The sequence below is a fragment of the Arthrobacter sp. TJ-217 genome (genome assembly GCF_058269255.1).
In genome coordinates, this window is the sequence record NZ_JBZCNJ010000008.1 from 1 (window position 1) to 19,788 (window position 19,788).

The following is a 19,788-nucleotide window of genomic DNA, read 5'->3' on the forward strand; positions in this document are numbered from 1 at the left end:
TCACCGGCGACACCAAAGCCGACCTCCTGGCCACCCGCACCGACGGATCCCTCTGGCGCTACACCGGAACCGGCATGCCCCCCAACCCCGGCTACACCACCCGGACCCCCGCCGGAAAACTCTAACTCCAAATGACGACGGCGGGGCCTCCCGAAAGGGGGCCCCGCCGTCGGCGTTTATTGAAGTGTTGGAGGATTGCTCAGTCGGCGGCGTCGGCGCCGCGGCGTTTCCCGTTGGAGAGCAGCGAAGAGTACAACCGGGTCAGGCGTTCGACGCCGACCCTGGCGTCGTGTTCCTTTGCGACGAATCCCGGCCCGTCCTGCTGCCGTGAGGCGGCCTGCGGATCCTCGAGGGCGCTGACCACCCCGCCTGTGACCGACTCGACGCTGGTTCCGCCGAGGTGGGTGAGCTGCGGATAGAAGGACCGGTCGGCGGTGCTGACAAGCGGCGCTCCGATCGCCAGCGCTTCGAGCTCGCTCACTGAGAGGATGCTCGTCATCTGGCCGACGACAACCGATGCGGTGGCGAGCCAGGCGTGGAACTGCTCGGGCGCCATCTTGGGCACCAGCGTGATTCCGGCTTCCGCCGCCTCCGCGGCCCGCTCCCCCCAATCCAGCCCCACGAGCTCGACCTGGGGGTGCGCCTCGCGTACGCGCTTGGCCACCTCGATCTGCTGTGCCGCCCCCTTGACGTCGTCCCACCGGGAGGCGAAGACGACGCGCCTGGGACGCGGCTGCCAGGCAGGCAGGCGGTCGGCCCGGATAGTGACGGGAAAGTACTCTCCCCTGTCGGTGAGGTTCCGGACGTGGGGAGCAAGATCGGGGGTCGAGTAGAGGATCGCGTCGGCGTGTTCAACACCGTACTTCAGCTTGGGAGCCCAGCCGTCGTACTGGCGCGACCTCACGTCGGTGCCATGGAAGTGGAGCACCCAGGGGGTCCGCAGCCAGCGGGCGTGCTGGGAAAGCCCGCCCGTGTGGAAGTGGACAACATCGGCCCGCGCGCTCATCAGGGCGAGGGTCCCGTCCCACAGCACGGGCCGGGTACGCAGGGCCGGGTGCTTGAGGATGCCCGTCCAGTCGCGCCGGTAGTACCAGGGGATGCCGGTCATCGACCAGGACTGGCCCATCTCGTTGGCCGTGTCCACGAGGTTGCGGCCCACGTTTGCCGCATCGTGGACGTGGAGGGCGCGTACTCCCGCAGCGTCGCCCGGCATCATGCGGCCCCGATCAGCTTCCGCACTGCGTCTTCCCACGGGCCAACTACCTCTTCGGCGCTGAGCTCCCGGGCCGACTTGTGTGAGGCCTGCTTCATCGCCGCGACGGCCTCGGGGGTGAGGCTGGTGAGGAGCCGGGCAACCGATTCGGCGTCGAACCCGTCGGACACGACACCCAATTCGTGCTTGCGGACAACGCGTTCCATTTCGGGGGACGGGCCGATCACGACGGCCAGGCGGGCCTGCACGAATTCGAAGAGCTTGTTCGGCAGTGCGTGGAGCAGGTTGAAGGTGCTCGGCGGGCAGATGAAGATTCCGACGTCGTAGTTCTGCAGCAGCGGAACGATCTGTTCGAACGGCACCGGCGGCACCATCCGCACGGCTCCGTCCGGAACCTCGGCGGCCTGTGCGGTGAGTTCGTCGATGTACTTCTGCTCACCCGGAACCATCACGAGGTCCATCGTCGCCGTGCCCGGTCGCAGCTCGTTGGCCCGCGCCACCGCCTCGATCATCACCTCGATCTTCCGTCCGCGCCCTGCGGCGCCGGTGTGGATCAGCCGGAGCGGCTCCTGCACTTCCGTGGGGCTGTAGCGGTCGTCGTAGGACGACGCGTTGGGAACGACAAGCGGCTCCGGCATCCGGTAGACGCGGGCGTACTCCTCGGCGATGCCCTTTGCGACTGTCGTTGCCGAGTCGACTTTGGTGACGTACTTGCGGGCGGCCCAGTGCATCAGGGGCCCGATGAGGAGCCGCCACTGCAGCCTGTCCTCGCCCTGGCGGGGCGCGTACTCGTGGAGGTCGGCGTGGACCCCCCGGGTGGGCCGCAGGGCGAGGGCGAGCGGTGCGGCGATGACGTCGTTAGCCACAACGACGTCGACCGACCCGGCAGGGATCGCGCGCCGGACGAACTTGACCCGTTCGGAGTCGAAGTAGAGCTTCTCGTGGTACCGCGCGGCAAGGAGCATCGCGGTGACCTTGAAGCTGCTCCGCCATGCCGCGAGGGCATCGGGGATCTGGACGTGCTCGACGACGCCCGCCGGCGCTTCGCCGTAGCCGCACGAGATGACGTCGGCGAACTCCTTGAGCAGGTTGATCTGCCGCAGGACCCGCGGATCGCGGATGATCGGGGAAAAGGAGAGAACCAATACCCGGGGCCGGCCGGCGCGCATACTTCCGTCGTTCATCGTTTCCACACTTTCACTACGTCGCAATCCCGGCCCGCGGGATCGATGGTTTTCAGGCCAGGCCCGCCAGTGCGGCCTGCTTGGCGAAATCGGGCATCTGGGCAACAACCTCGTCGAAGGTTCCCCGTCCGGCCAAGCGGCCGTCCGCGAAGAAGAAGACGACGTCGCTGTCCTTGATCGTTGAGAGCCGGTGGGCAACCGTGATGGTCGTGACGCTTCCGGCGAGGTTCCGGATGGCATCGGTGACGGCGGCCTCGGTTGAGGTGTCGAGCGCGCTTGTCGCCTCGTCGAGGACGAGGACGGCCGGATCGCGGTACAGCCCGCGCGCGATGCCGAGGCGCTGGCGCTGGCCGCCGGAGAGGGCCATGCCGCGCTCCCCCGCTGCACCGTAGATGCCGTCGGGACGCGATTCGACGGCGTCGAGCATCTGTGCGCGCTTCAGGGCGCGGCGCACCCGGTCGGGGTCGACCTCGTCGGGGTCCCAGGTGAGTGCGACGTTCTGCGCGATCGACGCGTCGAAGAGCGAAACTTCCTGGGGCACGTAGCCGACCCGGGAGCGCCAGGAGTGGAGCACCTCGCGCATGGGGACGCCCCCGATGAGGACGTCTCCCGAGCTGGGAAGGAGCAGCCCGAGCAGCAGGTCGATCAGTGTCGACTTCCCCGCCCCGGAGGCGCCGACAACCGCAACGCGCGAGCCCGCGGGGATCGTCATGTTCACGTCGACGAGCGCGGGAGCATCGGTGTTGGGGTAGCTGAAGCTGACATTCGTGAGCACGATGTCGGGAACGCCTGGCGGAAGGGCCGTCTGGTCGGGGGACTCCTCGTCCTTGGCCCGGGCCTCGGCTTCCTTGATGTCCGCAAGCACCTGCTCCGCGAAGGGGGTGCTTGAGTGGACCGTCGAGAGGATCGACTGGAACCGGGTCAGCGAGGGAACAATGCGGAAGCCCGCAACACCGAACAGGGCGATCGCGGCAAGGGTGTTGGTGACAGGGTCGACTCCGGCGGGGCTCGTCAGGTATCCGACGATGCCCACCAGCATGAAGCCGCCGATCAGTGCCGACTCGAGGACGAAGCGCGGCACCTGTCCGAGGAAGAGGGCCATCGAGCGGGCCTTGGCGGACTGGATGCGGTTTGCGTGGACCGCCTTCTCCACGTCCGCCGTCGCGCCCTTGAGGGTCACTTCCTTCAGCGCGCCCATTGCCTCGGTGATCAGGCGCACCGTCCGCAGGGAGAACTGGCGGTTGCGCCGCCCGTTCGCGACGGCGCGCTTGGAGATACCCCGCGAGAGGAACAGGGCAACGAGGCCGAGGTAGATGATCGCCGTGATCGCCGTGATCCAGTTGCTTGCGAGCAGCACCACGACGACGGCGAGGACGGTGACGATCTCGCCGGCGAGGCCCATCGACGGCATCAGGACGCCGGACACGGTGATCGACACACCCGAGTCCACCGACCGCACGAGTTCCGAGGAGTTCCGCTTCAGCCGGTCGACCCATGGTGCTCGCATGTAGGCGCCAAGGAGCCGGTCGCCGATGGACACCTCGTGGGCCGCGAAGCGTGCTGTGGCGATGCGGAGCAGGAGGACGTTCATGGCACTTTTCACGATGACCAGCGTGCAGAAGATCGCGAGGACGACTGCGTAGTCGGAGACCGAGTCGATGACCACGGGCCCGAACCCGACGGGGGCCTCGGAGATAATGCTCGACATTGTCACGGCCAACAGGCCCAGGGCCACGATGTCAATGAGCGCCAGCGATGACGACAGCACCGCATAGCGGATGAGGAACCTGCGGGCGGAATCGGGGAGAACCTCAAGCAGCCGGCGGTTGATCCGGATCAGTGACTTCATTTCTTATCCGCGGCTACCCGCGCACCGTACGTCTCCCCAGGCGTCGTGCTTTCTTCAACCCGTGGGGCCGGGACCGCCTCCCATGGCTTTTCCGCCTCGTCGAGGGCGATGCGGCGCGAAAGCTTGGTCAGTGTCGCTTCCATCTGCCGGAACCGCTGGTGGGTGGTCGACATGTAAACGAGGAAGGAAACGATGAACGCGTAGAGCATCAGGTCGGTGCCGCGGCCCACGCCGACGATCCTGGCGAGCTGCGTCAGGATCGTCGGGAAGAAGATGGAGAGCACTGCCGCAATGGCGAAGAGCAGCACCATGATCCTGCGGATTGCCATATGTTTCGCATTCGAGCCGCCGCGGATGAGCACGAGCGAAAAGAAAATGACGACAAGCAGGAGGACTATTTGGACGACTATGAGCATGTGGGTTACCTAAAAAGCAGGTCCGCCAGGATATTGACGGAATTGAGGAGGGATTGTCCCTTGGATTTCGAGTATTCGGTATAGACGATCTCTACGGGATGCTCCGTCCAGCGAGGCTTGAGAGTGGAGAGCACATGGATCAGTTCGGAGGCGTGGGCCATCCTGTTCTGGGTGAGGTGGAGGTTGGAGGTGACCTGCCGGTTGAACGCGCGGAGGCCGTTGTGCGCATCGGTGAGGTGCATGCCCGTGCTCCACCGGATTTGGACGGCGGCTGTGCGCAGCACGATGCGCTTCAGGGGCCCGAGCTTCGTCCTGCCATCGAGGAACCGGGAACCAAGCACCACATCGGCTTCGCCCGACTGGATGCGCTGAACCATGGCCTCCGCATCGGCGACCCGGTGCTGGCCGTCGGCGTCGAAGGTGACGACGCAGCTCATCTCGGGGTCCTGCAGCACATACTCAAAACCGGTCTGCAGGGCCGCGCCCTGGCCAAGATTCACAGGGTGCTGCACCACCATGGCGCCCGCAGCCCGCGCCGCTTCGGCCGAGGTGTCGGTGCTTCCATCGTCAACACAGACGATGTGGGGAAACACCGGAAGCAGGTCCTTGATGACGGAGCCGATGATGGGAGCCTCGTTGAACAGGGGGATCACAATCCAGGTACGACTCACTAGGCCAGTATCGCATAGCGCGGTCTCCCTGCCCGATTCCGGTGCCACCCCGGTGCTCACGGTGCCGCTTCCTCAAAGCAGTTGGTCAGCTGGTAAAGCCTTGCTTCGCCGACCTTTTCAACAAGGCTGTAGCGGGAGTCTTCCGCGTTATCGAAGGCGGGATAGGCGAAGGCCTGGTCGAAATCGAGAAGATAGTTGTCACCGAAATCCAGGACGTACTCGATATCCAGTTCACGGGCCGCGCTACAGGTTTCCGAACCGGCATCGGCGCTGTCGGCGCTCTGCGCGACGCTGGCCAGTGATTCATCCGGTTTGGTCATGTGGTACTGGCTCACCTCAAGCCCGGTGTAGGAGTAGGCAAGGGCTCCCCCGTTCCAGGGATTCACTCCGATGACGCTGCCTTCGGGCACAAGGCTTGGCAGTTTGCCGATCAGGGCCCGTTCGTCGAGCGTGAGGATGTCGGCGTACTTGGGGTCGAAGCTGTAGGCCCGGCGGACATCCTCGGCCGAATCATCCATTGCCTGCGAGAAGGCGCCCGGGATCACGAGCGCCAGCAGCGCGGCGCCGATAACGAGGGGAGCGGCCCTCTTTAGTCCGCCCGGCACCCCGGCGCGCGCGTTGACGGCGTCGGTGAGCCGCGCCGCGAGCCAGGCCGCCCCCGCTACGGCGAGAACCACGCTGATCATCGGCAGCAACGCGGCAAGGCGCGGTGCGTCCTGGTACCAGGCGCCGGTCAACGCCATGCGCAGCGGCCCCCGCGGCACCGATGCGACAACGATGTAGAGCGTTGCCAGTACGGCGAACCAGCCGAGGATCCACCAGGACTCCCGTTGGCGGAACAGCGTCGCCACACCGATCAGAATCGCCGCCGCGAGGACCCAGGTGGTGTGCGTGCTACTTGCCGAGCCGGTGAGCGCCTCCCCCAGCGCCGCGCCGCCTGTGGTGAAGGGTTCGCGGCTGTCGTAGCCAAGGAGCAGGACCTTCCAAAACACGACGAACAACGCGGCAGCACCCAGCAAGACTCCGCATTGCACCAGCAGGAACCGTCGGGTGCGGGACTCCCCACGCGTTCTGGTCCACCACCGCGCCCAGGCCGCGAGCCCGACCGGAGCGAACAACGCCATGAGCGCCACGAGCCCGTTGGGCTGGGCGGTGCCCAGCGCGGCGCAGCTCACGGCCAGGGCGGCGATCAGCCCGCCGGTGCTCATGCCCGTTGGCCGGCCGAGGCCGAAGAGAACTGCAAGGAACCCCGCCGCTACGGGAAGGACCGCGTAGGACAGCGTGTTCGGAAAGAGCGGGCCGAACTCGAAAAGGGCTGTCGGAAAGGCGGGGAACGAAGCGGAGGCGACGCCGGTCAGGGCGAGCGGGAACAGCCGCGCACCGAAGAGGATGTAGGAGAGGAAGATGCACGAGAGCGGCCAGACGACCGCCGCCACCGCGATGTTCACCACGTTGCTTGCGACGGGTATGGCCAGCCCGGTTCCGTCGACCACCAGGGCCGTGATCGAATGCCAGGCGGAAGGGTAGATGGCCAGTGCCTTGCTCGGCGAGATCATCCTGCCGAGGGTGAGCATCGAGGCGTTGTCGGTCTCGAGGATGTAGCGGACCGCATTGAGGTGGAAGACGTTGTCGTACCGCTGGGAGAAGTGGTCCGGGCGGTCGATTCCGAACTTCAGCTGCTGCCCGATGACAACGGCGGCGAAGGCGGCGCCCGCAGCCATGCCGAGCAGTCCCCGCCACTGCCAGGCGCCCGGCTGCCGCGGGGGCCGGGAGCCGAGAAAGCGCGCGAAGAGCCACGCGCCCGCCGCAATTGCCACGGTCCCTGCAGCCAGCAGCGGAATGCTCCAGGGGACACCGAGGACGCCGCCGGCGATGCCGGAGGCCCCAATTGCGCCCACGCCCAGGGCCGGGGCGGCCGCAATGAGCGGCACCCCCCGCGCACCGAGCGCCAGGGCGATCAGCCCCCCGGGCAGGAAGAGCACGGAGAAGACGAGGGCAAAGGCCGGTAGGGTATCGAACCAGGACATGGGGAGTGCCTAGCCTTCGCCGCGCAGGCGGGCGACCGCTTCATGCACGGGGGCATCGAGGATGATCCGCCCGTGTTCGAGCAGCACCCCGCGCCGGCAGATCGACGCGACGAGGTCGAGGTCGTGGCTGACGACCACAAGTGTCTTTCCAGCCTCCGCCAGTTCCTTGATCTTCGCGATGCATTTACGCTGGAACGGTTCGTCGCCAACGGCAAGGATCTCGTCGACGAGGAACACCTCGGGGTTGGTGTGGACGGCGACCGAGAACGCAAGCCGCAGGTACATGCCCGAGGAGTAGAACTTCACCTCGGTGTCGATGAACTCGCCGATCTCCGAAAATTCGAGGATCTCGTCGAAGCGCTCCTCGATCTGCTGCTCCGACATGCCGAGGATGGCGCCGTTGAGGTACACGTTGTCCCGCCCGCTGAGGTCGGGATGGAATCCGGCGCCCACCTCGATGAGTCCGGCAACCCTTCCCCGCGTCCGTACGGTCCCGGTGTCGGGGAGCATAACCCCGGAGATGTGCTTCAGGAGGGTCGACTTCCCAGAGCCGTTGAGCCCCAGCAGAGCGACCGATTCCCCCTGCGCAACGTCGAGGGTTACGTCGTGCAGTGCGTGGAACTTCTTCGACAGGTCGCCTTTGCGCCCCTTCATGATCCACACGAACGCCTCTTTGATGGAGCGGGTGTGGCGCAGGACGAACTGCTTGGAAATGCTGCGGACTTCGATAGCTGTTGCCACTGGTTAGAGCTCCTGCGCGAAGCGGCCTTCAAGCCGCCTGAAGGTGAATTGGCCAGCTACGATCACGACGATCGCGGTGAGCAGGGCAATGGGAGTCCACATGAAGATCAGGTCGGGCGGAACCACGCTGGCCGGATCGGTCGCGGAGGAGGTGGTGGGCGCCCAAAATGCGTAGTGGAACAGTTCGACGGCGATCGTGAGCGGATTGGACAGGTAGATCGTCAGGAGCACCTCGCCGGCGGCGGGGCCGAAGGCATCGCGCAGCCCGTCGCGCACCATCGTCCACGGGTACAGGACGGGAGATGCCCAGGTGGCGATCATCAGGAGCATGTCGACGAAGTTCTCGGAATCGCGGAAGTAGACGTTGACCGACCCGAAGAACAGGCCGAGCCCGATGGCGAGCATCGCCACGATCGCGAAGGCGACCACTCCTGCAATGAGCTCGGGGATTCCCGGGCGCCACCCGGTGAAGAGGCAGGCCGCGAGCAGCACAAGCAGCTGCGGGAAGAAGTGGACGGCCGATACCCACACCGACGCGACGGGAAAGAGCTCGCGGGGCAGGTAGATCTTCTTGATCAGCCCGCCGTTGATGACGATCGAGCGCGATGCGTTGCTCAGTGCCTCACTGAAGAAGTTCACAAGCACGATGCCGGCGAACAGGTAGATCGGGTAGTTCTCGGTGTTCTTGTTCAGCCCAAGGAAGATCCCCAGCGCGAACCAGAAAACAAAGAACTGCACTCCCGGCTTCACGTACGACCAGAGCAGCCCCAGGACCGATCCGCGGTAGCGGACCTTCAGTTCTTTCGATACAAGGAGCTTCAGCAGGTAACGCGATCGGACGACGTCTCGGAGACCACCGCCCAGGCCGGGAGTGGTCAGCGCTTCAGAGGTCAAACCGCTTGCCTTCACCCGAAGAGTGCGCATCGAACGTCTGCTTCCATGATTCAAACGAGGTGATGTCCGCCGCGGCCGCCCGATACTGGTTCTTGAGCTGCGGCCACTTCCGGAGGATTTCCGCGTTGAGCCTGCCGGCCTCGGCCAGCAGGCTCCGCAGCTCGCGCGGATTCCGCTGGTACCAGGACGCCCCGGTGCCCTCGGCGTTCGAGACGACGGCGCTGTCGTACTGCGACATGCGCCACCACTTGTTGTCCTGGTGGGGAATGAACGCCTGCGGCCGCTGCGTGCTCAGCGGTGCGACGGGCTTGCTGAGCTGCCGCGCGATGGTCTTCAGCGCCCACGGCACGAGGGTCGTGTAGGAGGGAGCCTTGAAGCCGCGGCCGTGCCGCGGGGGTTTGTCCATCTTGGGGGCCGGGAAGGCGTCCGGATCCTCCTTGAACTGCGCGTCGGAGTGCTCCGCCGCCATGGCGCGGATCTCCGGCAGCTTCGTCGCGAGGATCGAATGAAGCTGGTCGGGACCCTTGAGGACATCGCGCATTGCCATGACCCGGCCGCGCGCGGTGTAGTACTGCATCGACACCAGGTGCTTGATGTCCGAGTAGCCGGACTCCTTGACCACCCTGCCGCCGTGCTCGTAGGGGCTGTGGAGGAGCGCGGCGATCATGCGGTTGCGGGTGTGGAAGTAGGCCTGCCAGCCCACCATGTCATCCTTATCCACCCATGAGACATGCCAGACGGCCGCTCCCGGCATCGAAACAGTCGGGTAGCCCGCGGTTTTGGCCCGCAGTCCGTATTCGGCGTCGTCCCACTTGATGAAGATCGGCAGGGAAAGCCCGATCTCCCGGATGATCTTCGTGGGGATGAGGCACATCCACCAGCCGTTGTAGTCGACATCGATCCGGCGGTGCAGCCACGGCGTGTGGCGGAGGTTGGACCGCACGAAGTCGTGGCCCAGTACCTGCTCGGCGACCGGCTGGTCCGGCTGGAACCGGTAGGGGTTCACGATCTCGCCGAAGGTGTGGAGAACGGTGCGGTTGTACAGGTCGAACATGTGTCCGCCGACAATGGTCGGCGTCTTGCAGTGGTCCGCGAAGCCCAGGAGCCGGGAGATGCTTTCGGGCTCCATGACGACGTCGTCGTCAAGCAGCAGCGCGTAGTCGCTGCCGTTCTCGACGGCCTCGTACATCCCGCGGGCGAACCCGCCGGAGCCGCCAAGGTTCGCCTGGTCGATGATGCGCAGCTTCCCGCCGATCCGGGCGGCGACCTCGGCGAAGCCGGGCTCGTTGGCGACCTTCTTGGTGCCCTGGTCCACGATGAGGACTTCGCGGATGTTCGTCAGCGCCTCGGGGTGGTCGGCGAGGATCGAGAGGTTGTTCAGGCAGAAATCGGGCTTGTTGAGGGTTGTGATCTCGAGGGTGATCGACCCGGCCGTCGGCGCCTCGCCGGGGGCCTGCCATTCGGCTTCTTCGAGCACCAGGGCATCGGAGCCGGCGACGAGGTCGAACCAGTACCAGCCGCCGTCCCCGAAGGGGTTGAGGGACAGGGTGAAGGTGCTTGTTGCGTCCCCTTCGACCTGCTGGGTCTCGACGTGCTGGAGCGACCCGCGGGCGTTCGACTTGTAGACACTGACCGCGCCCCCGCCGCTGGTGCGCACGCTGAGGCTCACCTCGCGCAGGTTGGTCCAGCGCCGCCAGTAGCTGGCGGGGAAGGCGTTGAAATAGGTCCCGAAGGAGATGCGCTCGCCTGCACGGACCAGGGTGGACCGGCGGGAGAGGAAGTCCTCGACGTGGACTTCCCGCGTGCCGCCCTGCGCCTTGGCCCCGGTGGCGGACTGGGCGCTGCCGCCCATCGTGTTGAGCTGCATGCCGAGGGCACTGCCCCGGTCGATGTAGAGCGCCGCGGTGTCCAGCTGGCTCTGGGCCGGCAGGATCACCCGCTGGATGGTGTGCCACGCCGAGGCCTCGGCGTCCTGGTTTACCGGCATTTCGGTTGCCGCGGTTGCACTCATGCGTCCACTCCTCCGCTTTCAAGCTTCTCCCCGCCACTGAAGTGGGGCTTGATCTTGTTGTCGAACATGGTCAGGGCCGAACCGATGGCCATGTGCATGTCGAGGTACTTGTACGTTCCGAGGCGCCCGCCGAACAGGACAGAGTCCTCGGCCTTGGCCAGGTCCCTGTAGGCGAGCATCTTCAGCCGGTCATCCGCCGTGTTGACGGGGTAATAAGGCTCGTCGCCCGATTCCGCGAAGCGCGAGAATTCGCGCATGATCAGCGTCTTCTCCGTCTGGTAATCGCGTTCGGGGTGGAAGTGGCGCGGTTCGATGATCCGCGTGTAAGGGGTGTCGGCGTCGTTGTAGTTGACCACCGAGGTGCCCTGGAAGTCTCCGGTGTCGAGGACCTCCTGCTCGAAGTCGATGGTGCGCCAGGAAAGCTCGCCCTCGGTGTAGTCGAAGTACCGGTCGACGGGCCCGGTGTAGATCACGGGGACGGTTCCGACGATCGCCTTCTTGTTGAGCGGCTGGGATTCGTCGAAGAAGTCGGTGTTGAGCTGCACCGTGATGTTCGGGTGGTCGGCCATGCGCTCGATCCAGGCGGTGTAACCGTCGGTGGGAAGGCCCTCGTACTTGTCGTTGAAGTACCGGTTGTCGTAGTTGTAGCGCACGGGGAGCCGCGAAATGATCCCTGCGGGAAGGTCCTTGGGATCCGTCTGCCACTGCTTGCCGGTGTAGTGCTTGATGAACGCCTCGTACAGGGGGCGGCCGATGAGCTGGATCCCCTTGTCGTTGAGGTTCTGGGGGTCGGACCCGGCAAGCTCTCCCGCCTGCTCCTGGATCAGGGCCCGGGCCTCATCGGGCGTGAAGTTGGCCCGGAAGAACTGGTTGATCGTCGCAAGGTTGATCGGGAGGGAGAACACCTCGCCGTTGTGGACTCCGTAGACCTTGTGCACGTAGTTGGTGAAGGTGGTGAACCGGTTGACGTACTCCCAGACGCGCTCGTTCGAGGTGTGGAAGAGGTGCGCTCCGTACTTGTGGACCTCGATGCCGGTTTCGGCGTCGCGCTCACTGTAGGCGTTACCGCCGATGTGGCTGCGGCGGTCGATGACCAGTACCTTGAGGCCAAGTTCCGTGGCGGCCCGCTCCGCAATTGTCAGGCCAAAAAAGCCTGATCCTACGACGACGAGGTCAGCGTTCACAAAGTCTCCTGGATTGAGGTGGCGCGGCAGGGAGAGCCCATGCCCGCGGGTCAAGAATACCCGACCATTGAACGGGATCACTCACGCGCCGTCCCCGCGCCGCGCCCCGTTCGGCCCGTCCGTGCAGTGTTTCTGCGGCGCGCACAGGCCAAACCGTCACGGGGGCAGGCACGAATCGCCCTAGAGTTGGAACATGCGCCCAAGAATCCTCTGCATCTCCTTCTCCGACATTCAGGCGGACGCACGCGTGCTGCGCCAGCTCGATATCCTCGCCGAGTTCGGGGAGGTGACGACGCTCGGTTATGGAGCGAAACCGGCCGCAGCGGCGGAGCACCTTGAGCTGGACGCGGCGCTGCCGTCCCTGCCCCAGACGCCCTCCGGCGTCGCCCTCCTCGCCCTGCGCGCCTACGGGCGGGTCGAGCTTGCGGCCCCTGCGGTGAAGGAAGCGTTGAGACTTGCGGCCGGGCGCTCCTTCGACCTCGTCGTCGCGAACGAGGCACGCGCGCTTCCGCTGGCGCACGCCATCGCGGACGGCGCGCCCGTGTGGGGCGACATGCACGAGTGGGCTCCGGAGGAACGGGTCCATGTCCTTTCGTGGAGGCTGCTCATCAAGCCCTTCATGACCGCCGTCTGCGCCAAGTACCTGCCGCGCACGCACGCGGTCACTGTGGTCAACGACTCGATTGCCCGCCTTTATGAGGAACAGTTCGGCACCGCAACGGTGACGGTGCGCAACGCCCGGCCCTTTGTTGACCTTCAGCCCAGCGAGGAGGTGCCGGGTGTCATCCGCCTGGTGCACAGCGGCGCGGCGGTGCCCGGGCGCAACCTTGAGGGAATGATCGAGGCGGTTGGGCTCCTCGGTCCGGGCTACAGCCTCGACCTCTACCTCGTGCCCGCCCGCGACGGCGGCAAGTACCTGCGGATTCTTGAATCGCTCGCCTCGGGGCCGAACAAGGTCACCGTGCACCCGCCCGTCGCCCCCGAGGAGCTGCCGCGGGTCCTCAACCGCTACGACGTGGGGATCTTCAGCCTCCCGCCGCAGACCCGCAACCACGCCCTGATGCTGCCGAACAAGTTCTTCGACTTCGTCCAGGCGCGCCTGGCGATCGTGTTCAGCCCCTCCCCCGAGACGTCGGGGCTGATCGAAGAGCACGACCTCGGCGCTATTACCAAGGACTTCTCCGCCGAGGCGCTGGCCGAGGCTGTGCGGGGCATGAGCAGGGAAGATGTTTCCCGTTATAAGGCACACACCCACGCGGCGGCCCGTGCGCTTAGTTCCGACGTTGATGAAGAAGCACAGCGCGGGGTGCTTCGGCGGCTGCTGCGGCAGGAGTCCCCCGAATCAACGGTCGGGCACTGAGACGGTAAAGTCGGATCAATGCGTACTTTGAGCGTTGTAGGCGCCCGCCCCCAGTTCGTGAAACTCGCACCGATCGCAGACGCGATGAGGGGCAGGGCCGATCACCTGATCGTGCACACCGGCCAGCACTATGACGAGCTGATGTCCGATGTGTTCTTCAAGGATCTCGGCATCCCCGCCCCCGACTTCAACCTCGGAGTCGGTTCCGGCAAGCACGGCAAGCAGACCGGTGCAATGCTCGCCGGTCTTGAGGAGATTTTCGAGGAAGTGCGCCCCGACTGGGTGCTCGTTTACGGAGACACCAACTCGACGCTCGCCGCCGCCGTGGCCGCCGTCAAGCTGCATATCCCGCTCGCACATCTCGAAGCCGGCCTGCGGTCGTTCAACCGGCGCATGCCCGAGGAACACAACCGCGTGCTCACCGACCACGCCTCCGACCTTTTGCTCGCGCCGACCGAGGTTGCGATGCGGCATCTGGCGAATGAGGGGCTTGCCGAGCGGAGCGTCCTCGTCGGTGATGTGATGACCGACGTCCTCTTCGGCACACGGTCGCTGCTTGAATCCCGGGGCGAGGCGCTTCCGCTGGGCCTCGAGGCCGGCGGCTACTACGTCAGCACCATCCACCGCCCCGACAACACCGACGACCCGGACCGGCTGAAGCAGATCGTCGCATCCCTGGCTTCGCTCGACAAGCCGGTTGTGCTGCTGGCCCACCCGCGCCTTGTCGACCTTGCTGCCCGGCACGGGCTCGACCTAGAGTCAGGTGCGATCCGGGTTGCCTCACCGCTTGCCTACCCGCAGCTGATCAACGCAGTGATGAACAGTGCCGGCGTCGTCACCGATTCGGGAGGGCTCCAAAAGGAGGCGTTCCTCCTGCGCGTTCCCTGCACCACTATCCGGCCCGAGACTGAATGGGTGGAGACGGTGGAACTTGGCTGGAACGTGCTCGTCTCCGACGACCTCGGCTCGCTCGCCTCGGTGGTCCAGCGTCCAATGCCCGGCGCCACCTCCGCGGCGCCTTACGGCACCGGAGAGGCGGCCAAGGCCGTGGTCAGCGCACTTCTCGGGCAGCGCTGACCACTTCAGCTGCGGCACGCCGGCCGGCGAGCCGCAGCGACGCGTTGGCCTCGACCCAGGCCGACCGCTCCGCCCGCTTCGTGTCCGGCTCCTCGAGGAACCGAAGCATCGCCTTGGCGACGTCGGCGGCGGAGTAGGCGCTCGCGGCGCCGAGATCGTTGTCGTCGACCATGCGGGAACCGTCACCGACCCCTGCATAAACCACGGGGGTTCCGCAGGCTGCCGCGGCGTAGATCTTCGTCGGTTTGGCGAAGTCGTATCCCTGGCCGGGCACGATGCTCACCAGCGAGGCTGCAGCACCGCGGATCCAGCGGGCGGCCTCATCCGGCGGCACGACTCCGCTGAAGACAATGCGGTCCGGAGCGGTTTCCTTGGCCTTGGCCTGCAGTGCGGCCTCCGCCGAGCCCTGTCCGAAGAAGTGGAGCCGGGTGTCGGGGAAGCGCTGCAGCACCTCCGCCATCGCATCGATGAAGACGTCGGCGCCCTGCCACTCCGACATCGTTCCGGTGTAGACGAAGTACCGGTATCCCGGGTCCGCCGTCGGCCCCTGGGCCGAGAATACGTCGGTGTTGACGCCGTTGCCGACGACGACGACGCTGCCGGGGTTGACGCCGAACTGGCGGGTCTGCTCCGCCACCCCGTCGGAAATGGCGATCACCTTGCGCGCCCGGCGCAGGGCGAGCCCTTCGATGAGCCCCATCAGCTTCACCACCGGCGCGGGCGCGCTCGTTGCGGCAAGCGCGTCGGTCCAGATGTCGGCAGCGTAGTAGACGTAGCCGCGGCGGCGCAGCAGCGAGGACGCGGCAACCATCATGCCCGTCGTCGGAGGCGGCTCGGAGACCACGATGTCGGCGCGGGTGGCAAGGAGCCGGAAGAACAGCGGCAGGTCGAAACTGAGGTACTGGATGTACCCGCGGACGTTGCCGCTGCCGTCGCGCAGGACCGGCCAGCGCTTCACGCCGTCGGCCGCCGGGCCCCCGGGCCCGGGCGGCCGCGTGGTGAGCACCGACACCTCGGCCCCGGCCTCCTTCAGGCCCCGCGACAGGGCCTCGAGGCGGAAGGCCGCGGCGCCCACCTCGGGCGGATACAGCCGTGTTGCAATGACAGCCTTCAAGCTCACGCAGGCAGGCCGATCGTCGTATTCGTGTTGGCTGCCTCGATCATCGCCTCGGCCACGCGGAGGGTGTTGAGCCCCTCGCGCATCGTCACGGTGTTGTTCGAGAGCCCCAGCACGGCGTCGCGGAATGCCTCGTGTTCAACGCGCAGCGGCTCGCGCTTCGTGAGCGCGAGGCGGGTGATGTTGCCTTCGGAGACCCCGCGGAAGTTCGAGACGGCTTCCCATTCCGTGGTGAAGGTTCCGTTCTCGTAGAACGTGAGGTCAGCGGTGAGGGTGTCGGCGACGAATGCACCCTTTTCGCCGGTGACGACGGTGAGCCGTTCCTTCATCGGGGAGAGCCAGTTCACGAGGTGGCTGGTGATTACGCCGTTGGCCAGCTGGCCCGAGGCGGTGACCATGTCCTCGTGGGGCCTGCCGGAGCGGGTGCTGGTGCGGGCGGAGACGGAGGTGAAGGGCGACTGCGCGAGCCACGACGTGAGGTCGATGTCGTGGGTTCCCAGGTCCTTCACGACGCCGACGTCGGCGATGCGCGCCGGAAAGGGGCCCTGACGGCGGGTGGCAATCTGGTAGACCTCCCCCAGGTCGCCTTCGGCGATGCGGGCACGGAGCGACTGAAGCGCGGGGTTGAACCGTTCGATGTGTCCGACGGCCCCGATCAGTCCGGCCGCTTCGAACGCGTCAACGAGGCGCTGGCCGGCTTCGACTGTGTCGGCGATCGGCTTTTCGACAAGGGTGTGGACGCCGGCGGCGGCAAGGGCGAGGCCGACCTTCTCGTGGAGCCCGGTCGGTACCGCGCACACCGCCATGTCGATGCCCTGACCAATGAGTTCATCGACCGAGGCGCAGAGCGGAAGATCCCCTGCGACACCGTGCGGATCACCGTAGGCATCGGCGACGGCGACGAGTTCGAGGCCCTCCACTTCACGGATGACACGGGCGTGGTGCCGGCCCATCATGCCCAGGCCGATGAGTCCGACCTTCAGATCGGCCATCGGTCAGGCACCTGCCTTGGCAAGGGCGTTGACCGCGGTGACGATGCGGTCGAGGTCCTCGGCGTCGAGCGAGGGGTGGACCGGAAGCGAAAGCACCTCGCGGGAGGCGATCTCGGTGTTGGGCAGGTCCTCCGTGCGCTTGAACGAGGGCAGGCGGTGGTTCGGGATCGGGTAGTAGACGCCGGAGCCGATGTTGTATTCGTCCTTCAGGGCCGCGGCAAAGCCGTCCCTGTCCCCTTCGACACGCACGGTGTACTGGTGGTAGACGTGGACAGCGCCGTCGGCGACCGCGGGGGTTCCCACGCCGTTGATGTTTTCGGTGAGGAACGCGGCGTTGGACTGGCGCTGGGCCGTCCACCCGCCGACCTTCGTGAGCTGGACCCGGCCGATGGCGGCGTGCAGGTTCGTCATGCGCGCGTTGAAGCCGACCAGCTCGTTCTCGTACTGGCGCTCCATGCCCTGGTTGCGCAGGAGCCGGAGCCGGCGTTCGATTTCCGCGTTGCCCGTTGAGACCATGCCGCCCTCGCCCGAGGTCATGTTCTTGGTCGGGTAGAGCGAGAACATGGCGAAGTCGCCAAAGGTGCCGACCTGGCGTCCGCCAAGCGAGGCTCCGTGGGCCTGGGCTGCGTCCTCAAAGAGGGCGATGCCGTGCTTGTCGGCAAGGGTGCGGTACTCCGCGATGTCGGCGGGGTGCCCGTACAGGTGCACGGGCATGATCCCCTTGGTCTTCTCGGTGATGAGCGATTCCACGTGGCGGATGTCCAGGCAGTAGTGCTCGAGTTCGATGTCGGCGAACACCGGCGTGGCGCCGGTGAGGGCAACCGAGTTCGCGGTCGCGGCGAAGGTAAAGGAAGGCACGATCACTTCGTCGCCGGGACCGATTCCGGCGGCAAGGAGCCCGAGGTGGAGCCCGGCGGTGCCTGAGTTCACCGCAACGGCGGCGCGCCCGTCGAGGAGAACGTCCGAGAACTCCTTCTCGAACGCCGCAACTTCGGCACCCTGGGCAAGCATGCCCGACAGGAGCACCGCGTCAACGGCCTTCCGCTCTTCGTCTCCGACGATCGGTTTCGCTGCTGGAATGAATCCCTTGCTCATGCTTCTACCTCTACTGGTTTAAGTGTTTCGTTCGATTCCACATACCGCTCTCCGGTCTGGGGGCAGACCCACACGCCGTCCTCGGCGCGCAGCGGGTGGCCGGCCCGGCCCACCCAGCCAAGCCGCTTGGCGGGTACGCCGGCGACCAGGGCGTAGGGCGGCACGTCCTTCGTGACAACCGCCCCCGCGGCGACCGTGGCCCAGGCCCCGATTGTTACCGGGGCGACGCAGACGGCGCGTGCGCCGATCGATGCGCCTTTTTCGATGGTGACGCCGACCGGCACCCAGTCGCTTGCGCTCTTCAGGCTCCCGTCCGGGGAGATCGAGCGCGGGTAGGTGTCGTTGGTGAGCACGACCGCGGGACCGATGAACACTCCCTCACCCAGCTCAGCCGGCTCGTAGACCAGGGCGTAGTTCTGGATCTTGGAGTTCGCACCCACGTTGACCCCGGTTCCCACGTAGGCTCCGCGGCCGACGATGCAGTTCTCCCCCAGCCGGGCCTTTTCGCGCACCTGCGCTAAATGCCAGACCTTGGAGCCCTCACCAATGACGGCTTCGGATGAAACGTCCGCGCTTTCCGCGATATAGCTCACGACACACCTTTCTTCCTCAAGAGGACCCCGGCCTAGGCCTTGCCGATGACCCGGTAGACAACGCCGTCCCACTGATCGGCGCTGCTCACGCGGCGGCCGTCGATGAAGGCTTTGATGCCCGGCAGGTCCGCCGGTGACAGCGACGCGTATTCGGCGTGGTTCGCCTGCACGACTGCAGCGTCGACCTGCTCGCCCAGGTGGTACACGTCGAAGCCAAGCTTGTTCAGTTCCTCGTCCGTGTACATCGGATCGTGGACCAGGGCGCTTGCTCCGCGGGCCTTCAGCGCGTCGACGGCGGCGAAGACGCCCGAGAAGGCGGTCTCCTTCACGCCGCCGCGGTAGGCGGCACCGAGGACGACGACCTTTGCTCCATCGAGCGAGCCGTAGGCGCCCTCGAGCAGCCCGATGGTGTAGTCGGGCATTCCGGCGTTCGCTTCACGTGCTGCCCGGACGACTGTCGCCGCGGGGTCGTTCCACAGGTAGAGCCTCGGGTAGACCGGGATGCAGTGACCGCCGACGGCGATGCCGGGCTGGTGGATGTGGCTGTAGGGCTGGGAGTTCGATGCTTCGATGACCTGGTAGATGTCGATGCCCACGGTCGAGGCGTAACGGGCGAACTGGTTGGCGAGGCCGATGTTGACGTCGCGGTACGTGGTCTCGGCAAGCTTCGCCAGTTCGGAGGCTTCGGCGGAGCCGAGGTCCCAGACACCGTTGCCGCGCTCGAGGTCGGGGCGGTCATCGAAGTCGAGGACGGCTTCGTAGAATTCGACGGCGCGCTTGGCGCCTTCGGCCGAAAGCCCGCCGACGAGCTTGGGGTACTTGCGCAGGTCCTCGAAGACGCGGCCCGTCAGTACACGCTCGGGAGAGAACACGAGGTGGAAGTCCTGGCCTTCGACGAGCCCCGAGCCTTCCTCGAGGGCCGGCTTCCACCGGCTGCGGGTGGTGCCCACGGGCAGGGTCGTCTCGTAGGAGACGAGCGTGCCGGGAGTGAGGTGCTTGGCCAGCTCGGCGGTTGCTCCGTCCATCCACCCGAAGTCGGGCTTCGCCTCGGCATCGACGAACAGGGGAACAACGAGGACGACGGCGTCCGCACCGGGCACCGCGTCGGCGTAGTCGGTGGTTGCCCGAAGCCGGCCGGCGGGGACGAGCTCCGAGAGCTTTTCCTGCAGGTGTGCTTCTCCCGGGAAGGGCTCTTCGCCCTTGTTGATCAGGTCGACCACGGTGGCGTTGACGTCAACGCCGACCACGTCGTGGCCTTTTGATGCGAACTGGACCGCCAGAGGCAGACCGATCTTTCCCAGTGCGATAACAGCAATCTTCACAGCAGAGTGACCTTTTTCTCGATTTTTGAGGGCTACGCCTTC

General features: G+C 66.2%; 17 protein-coding genes. 2 read left to right on the forward strand and 15 right to left on the reverse strand.

What is annotated here, in order from left to right:
• Positions 1-199 precede the first annotated feature (199 nt).
• From AC4D2R_RS14045 to glf, 10 genes are read right to left on the reverse strand one after another with little or no spacing between them, the layout of a single operon-like run.
• Positions 200-1,252, reverse strand: a complete 1,053-nt coding sequence (locus tag AC4D2R_RS14045; RefSeq protein WP_490940671.1) for a glycosyltransferase family protein — start codon at positions 1,250-1,252, stop codon at positions 200-202.
• Positions 1,213-2,397 carry a glycosyltransferase family protein gene (locus AC4D2R_RS14050; RefSeq protein WP_490899709.1) on the reverse strand — a complete coding sequence of 395 codons (1,185 nt, stop codon included), beginning with the start codon at positions 2,395-2,397 and terminating at the stop codon, positions 1,213-1,215. The genes AC4D2R_RS14045 and AC4D2R_RS14050 overlap by 40 nt, the downstream gene beginning before the upstream one ends.
• A gap of 52 nt (positions 2,398-2,449) precedes the next feature.
• The gene (locus tag AC4D2R_RS14055) at positions 2,450-4,246 is read right to left on the reverse strand and encodes an ABC transporter ATP-binding protein (protein ID WP_490940673.1); all 1,797 of its coding nucleotides are present in this window, start codon (positions 4,244-4,246) and stop codon (positions 2,450-2,452) included.
• Positions 4,243-4,662 (reverse strand): DUF2304 domain-containing protein, encoded by a 420-nt coding sequence (locus tag AC4D2R_RS14060; RefSeq protein WP_490940675.1) that lies wholly within the window; start codon positions 4,660-4,662, stop codon positions 4,243-4,245. The genes AC4D2R_RS14055 and AC4D2R_RS14060 overlap by 4 nt, the downstream gene beginning before the upstream one ends.
• Positions 4,663-4,667: 5 nt before the next feature.
• Positions 4,668-5,333, reverse strand: a complete 666-nt coding sequence (locus tag AC4D2R_RS14065; RefSeq protein WP_490940677.1) for a glycosyltransferase family 2 protein — start codon at positions 5,331-5,333, stop codon at positions 4,668-4,670.
• 56 nt (positions 5,334-5,389) lie between these two features.
• Positions 5,390-7,360 carry a DUF6541 family protein gene (locus tag AC4D2R_RS14070; protein ID WP_490940679.1) on the reverse strand — a complete coding sequence of 657 codons (1,971 nt, stop codon included), beginning with the start codon at positions 7,358-7,360 and terminating at the stop codon, positions 5,390-5,392.
• A gap of 9 nt (positions 7,361-7,369) precedes the next feature.
• The gene (locus tag AC4D2R_RS14075) at positions 7,370-8,101 is read right to left on the reverse strand and encodes an ABC transporter ATP-binding protein (RefSeq protein WP_490899702.1); all 732 of its coding nucleotides are present in this window, start codon (positions 8,099-8,101) and stop codon (positions 7,370-7,372) included.
• A gap of 3 nt (positions 8,102-8,104) precedes the next feature.
• A complete protein-coding gene (locus tag AC4D2R_RS14080) occupies positions 8,105-9,025 on the reverse strand; it encodes an ABC transporter permease (RefSeq protein ID WP_490899701.1) in 921 nt (306 codons plus the stop codon).
• Positions 8,985-11,006, reverse strand: a complete 2,022-nt coding sequence (locus AC4D2R_RS14085) for a glycosyltransferase (protein ID WP_490940681.1) — start codon at positions 11,004-11,006, stop codon at positions 8,985-8,987. The genes AC4D2R_RS14080 and AC4D2R_RS14085 overlap by 41 nt, the downstream gene beginning before the upstream one ends.
• Complete coding sequence (gene glf / locus AC4D2R_RS14090) at positions 11,003-12,190, reverse strand: UDP-galactopyranose mutase (protein ID WP_490899698.1); 1,188 nt, start codon at positions 12,188-12,190, stop codon at positions 11,003-11,005. Before glf ends, AC4D2R_RS14085 begins: the two co-directional genes overlap by 4 nt.
• Positions 12,191-12,383: 193 nt before the next feature.
• On the opposite strand from glf, the gene AC4D2R_RS14095 reads away from it, so the two are divergent.
• The gene (locus tag AC4D2R_RS14095) at positions 12,384-13,550 is read left to right on the forward strand and encodes a glycosyltransferase family protein (RefSeq protein WP_490940683.1); all 1,167 of its coding nucleotides are present in this window, start codon (positions 12,384-12,386) and stop codon (positions 13,548-13,550) included.
• An 18-nt stretch (positions 13,551-13,568) separates the two neighbouring features.
• On the forward strand, positions 13,569-14,627 hold the full coding sequence (wecB, locus tag AC4D2R_RS14100; protein ID WP_490940685.1) for a non-hydrolyzing UDP-N-acetylglucosamine 2-epimerase: 1,059 nt from the start codon (positions 13,569-13,571) through the stop codon (positions 14,625-14,627).
• Here the strand turns inward: wecB and AC4D2R_RS14105 are convergent.
• Genes AC4D2R_RS14105 through AC4D2R_RS14125 form a run of 5 tightly spaced genes read right to left on the reverse strand, consistent with a single transcriptional unit; the run spans position 14,602 to position 19,746 of the window.
• On the reverse strand, positions 14,602-15,747 hold the full coding sequence (locus AC4D2R_RS14105) for a glycosyltransferase family 4 protein (protein ID WP_490940687.1): 1,146 nt from the start codon (positions 15,745-15,747) through the stop codon (positions 14,602-14,604). The two genes, wecB and AC4D2R_RS14105, sit on opposite strands and share 26 nt — an antisense overlap.
• Positions 15,744-16,736 (reverse strand): Gfo/Idh/MocA family oxidoreductase, encoded by a 993-nt coding sequence (locus AC4D2R_RS14110; RefSeq protein WP_490940689.1) that lies wholly within the window; start codon positions 16,734-16,736, stop codon positions 15,744-15,746. The genes AC4D2R_RS14105 and AC4D2R_RS14110 overlap by 4 nt, the downstream gene beginning before the upstream one ends.
• A 3-nt stretch (positions 16,737-16,739) precedes the next feature.
• Positions 16,740-17,831: a DegT/DnrJ/EryC1/StrS family aminotransferase gene (locus AC4D2R_RS14115; RefSeq protein WP_490899692.1), complete on the reverse strand. Its 1,092-nt coding sequence runs from the start codon at positions 17,829-17,831 to the stop codon at positions 16,740-16,742.
• Positions 17,828-18,424 (reverse strand): acyltransferase, encoded by a 597-nt coding sequence (locus AC4D2R_RS14120; protein ID WP_490940691.1) that lies wholly within the window; start codon positions 18,422-18,424, stop codon positions 17,828-17,830. Before AC4D2R_RS14120 ends, AC4D2R_RS14115 begins: the two co-directional genes overlap by 4 nt.
• A gap of 32 nt (positions 18,425-18,456) precedes the next feature.
• On the reverse strand, positions 18,457-19,746 hold the full coding sequence (locus AC4D2R_RS14125) for a nucleotide sugar dehydrogenase (RefSeq protein WP_490940693.1): 1,290 nt from the start codon (positions 19,744-19,746) through the stop codon (positions 18,457-18,459).
• Positions 19,747-19,788 lie beyond the last annotated feature (42 nt).